3 protein-coding genes and 1 pseudogene are annotated in these 3,542 nt (G+C 63.3%); 3 read left to right on the plus strand and 1 reads right to left on the minus strand.

Annotated elements, in window-relative coordinates:
* Window positions 1-622 (minus strand): annotated as a pseudogene (locus RT91_RS21710) (hypothetical protein); the annotation flags it as partial.
* Between the two features lie 63 nt (window positions 623-685).
* Here RT91_RS21710 and RT91_RS18465 point away from each other — a divergent pair.
* The 3 genes from RT91_RS18465 to RT91_RS18475 all read left to right on the plus strand — a co-directional run.
* A complete protein-coding gene (locus RT91_RS18465) occupies window positions 686-2,116 on the plus strand; it encodes an ATP-binding cassette domain-containing protein (RefSeq protein WP_035189118.1) in 1,431 nt (476 codons plus the stop codon).
* 195 nt (window positions 2,117-2,311) lie between these two features.
* Entirely contained in the window at window positions 2,312-3,040 is a 729-nt protein-coding gene (locus tag RT91_RS18470; RefSeq protein ID WP_240314355.1) for a transporter, read from the plus strand.
* Between the two features lie 49 nt (window positions 3,041-3,089).
* Window positions 3,090-3,542: DUF6444 domain-containing protein (locus tag RT91_RS18475; protein ID WP_240314356.1), on the plus strand; the 453-nt coding region annotated here is incomplete at its 3' end.

A 3,542-nucleotide genomic window follows, 5' to 3' on the forward strand; every position in this document is an offset into this window, starting at 1 on the left:
ATGTTTCCAGTCCCGCACGCAGAACATCCYGAGCTTCAGCGATGAACGCCTCATGGTTCTCGTTCAACAGGCGAACCAACTGCCGCTTCGAGATCGAAATCCCCAGCGATCGCAACAAGGCGAGCAACCGCGGCATCGTCGATTGACCCTGATGATATTGCACCAGCACGAAGCGGCGTAGTTCCGGACCGAAATGGCCTGCGGTTCCTTGAGGCAATGGTGCCAGGATCGTCCGGCCATCCGGCGTTATCCAGCGCTCTCGCAGGTAACGGGTCGCCGTCGCCGAAATCACGAGGTCCTGGACCAGAAAAGGTTCATGACCTTTGAAAACAGCTCCTGGCGGGACCTCAATCCCGATCACCTTTTCTTCGACTTTGACCCGGGGTGAGACCTTGCCCCGAACGGGACGCTTCTCCTGCTTCTGGGGCTTCGGCGGCGCTGTTCCTTTTTCCATGCCACTCGGTTTGATATGCGGGCGACCCTTCAGACCCTTCAGTCGCGCATTCTCTTCGCGCAATTCAGCAACGATCACCTTCAGGCTGGCGATCTCACCGAACAGTTCGACCAGCAGAGCTTCAAGCTCTGCACGGCTCAGCGCGGAAAGGGTGACGGACGGAGGCACATGACCCAAAGACTCCCCTGCGCCGAATCGGTGCAAGGAAAAAATGTACGGTCACCCACATTTTTGCCCCTCTTACGCCTGATCGCCGTCAAGTCGCTCGACTTCAACCTCTATCCCGGCGAGATCCTCGGCCTGATCGGGCCGAACGGCTCGGGCAAGTCCACGGTCATGCAGATGATCATGGGCGTGGTCCGCCCCACCGCCGGGCAGATCCTGCTCGACGGCGAGGACATCGCCGGCCGCCCAACCTACGACATCGCCCGCGCCGGGGTCGGCATCGTTTTCCAGCACTCCCGCCCGCTGCGGCTGCAAACGGTGCTGGAAAACATCCTGCTCGGCCTGCTGCCCGACAGTCTCAGCCGCCTCCGCCCACCGCCCGGCGCGATCGATACGGCGCGGCGCATCGGCGAGGAATGCGGTCTCGGCGACGTGCTCGACCGCCTGCCGGCGACGCTTCCCTTCGCCGATCTGCGGCGGATGGAACTCGCCAAGGCCATCGCGCGCGACCCCCGCGTGGTCCTGGTCGACGAACCCTTCGCCGGCCTGACCAGCACCGAGGTGCACGATTTCTCCGCCCTGATCCGCCGCTTCCGCGACCAGGGCCGCGCCGTCATGCTGGTCGACCACAACGTCAAGAGCATCGCCTCCCTGGCGGACCGCGTGCTCGCCCTCTATCTCGGCGAGAAGATCGCCGAGGGCTCCTCCGAGCAGGTGATGCGGGATGAAACCGTCCGCCGCGTCTATCTCGGCGGCGGCATCGAGACCCACGAACGCCCCGAGGCCGAGATCGCCGCCCACAAGGTACTGCTCCAGGTCAAGGATGTCAGCGTCTTCTACGGCAAGGCGCAGGCGCTGGAGAATGTCTCCCTCACCGTTCACGAGGGTGAGTTCGTCTCCATCGTCGGCCTCAACGGCGCCGGCAAGACCTCGCTGTTCAACGCGATTTCCGGCCTCGTCCCGTTCCGCGGCGCGATCAGCTGGGACGGCGCGACGCGCGGCCGCGAATCGGCGGCGGAAATCGCCCGCGCCGGCATCGTCCAGTGCCCGGAAACCCGCGAGCTGTTCGGCCGCCTGTCGGTCGCCGAGAATCTCGAACTCGCCGGCCAGCGTCTGCCACCCGGTGAGCGCTCGTCCCGGCTCGACTGGTTGCACGAGTTGTTCCCCATCCTGCGCGTGCGCGGCACCCAGGAGGCGCGCACCCTTTCCGGCGGCGAGCAGCAGATGCTCGCCATCGCCCGCTCGCTGATGCTCAAGCCGCGCCTGCTCGTCCTCGACGAGCCGACTCTCGGCCTCGCTCCGGTGATCCTCGGCCAGCTCTCCGAGGCACTGTCCCGCCTGCGCGAGACGACCGACATTACGGTTCTCCTCGGCGAGCAGAACGTCACCTTCGCCCTGCCGCATGCCGATCGCATCTATGTGATCGAGCATGGCCGCATCATCTGGGACGGCACGCCGACCCGTTTCGCGGCTGAAGCGGGTACGGGTTATCTATAAAAACCGAATATTCAGCGTCTTATGTGGCAAAATGGACACAAAAAAGGGAAAAATTACAATCTCGCCATCTTGTCGAATGACAGGACATTGCCGGGCCGATGGGCCGAGGGCATGAATATTCAGAAAAGAATAACTCAACAACAACAGGAGACAGTCCAAATGTTCGAATATTTTTCAGGAAAAGTCACGAGGTCCGTGGGCGTCGCCGCTGGTGCGGCCTTCGGCGTGGCGCTTGCCGTCTCGTCGATGATGCAGCCGGCCCGCGCCGGCGGTCCGCTGCCCTATGACGGTCCCGCGCCGCCACCCAATGTCAGCGTCGCCTTCCTCTACAACCAGTTCGCCTCGGCGAGCACATTCTACACGGCGAACGGCACCAAGCTCGGCAACACCCATATCCAGACCGACGTGCCGGTGCTGCGCTTCGTCCACACGTTCAGCCCGATCGACGGCATGCCCTGGGGCGTTCAGGTCATCGCCCCCTATGTCTCCTTCCTCGGCAACCAGGAGGTTGGCGGCGGCAGTGTGTCGCACCAGAGCGGCTTCGCCGAGCCGCAACTTTCCGCCTTCCTCTACCCGGTCAATCATCCGAGCCAGGATGAAACCGTGGTGCTGGCCTACTTCCTCAGCCCGCCCTCGGGCTCCTACAACCCCAGCATCGCGCTCAACGCGAGCACCAACAACTGGGTGAACAATTTCGAAATCGGCTACATGCACAAGGTCTTCGGTCAGGCCAAGGGCAAGCGGCTTGATCTAGAGGTCTGGGCCGACGGGTATTTCTACGGCAATACCAACGTTCAGACCGGCGTCCACCTCAAGACCGACCCGGCTGCGCAGTTCATCGTCTACGCGCCCTATTACTTCCACCCGCAGACCGACGCCTATGTCGGCCTCGTATCTGCTCATCCTGGTCCGTCGATAAGTTGAATCGATTGTGAATTGACGTGACCACGGCGGATACGATTCGACGGGAGGCGTGAACGAGCTTCCTGACCTGTCTCTCCTATCGCACGCTGAGAAAGACGCGCTGATCCGCGCGCTATGGGACGCGTTGCAATCATCCGAGCGCAGGAACGCGGAACTGGCAATCCGGCTTTCGGATGCGGAACGCCGGATTGCGGAGTTGGAGGCGCGGCTAAACGAACCGCCGAAGCGGCCGGACAATTCGAGCCTGCCGCCATCGCGCGGGCAGAAGCCAAACCGGCCCGAGAAAAGTCCGCGCAAGGGGCCCCGCAAAGGCAGTCTCGGCCGTGAGGGTGGCGGTCGCTTGCTTGCCGAGAACCCCGATCAGACGGTGATCGCGAAGGCGGCGCATTGCCAGCACTGCCGTGCCGGGCTGACTGACGCGGATCAGCGCCTCGCGCAGCGCTACGACAAGATCGATCTGCGCGATCAAGCCGTCGTCACCCGCGTCGAACGCTATGCCGGC

It is taken from the genome of Acidiphilium sp. JA12-A1, assembly GCF_000724705.2.
In the GTDB taxonomy this organism is placed as follows: Bacteria; Pseudomonadota; Alphaproteobacteria; order Acetobacterales; family Acetobacteraceae; genus Acidiphilium; species Acidiphilium multivorum.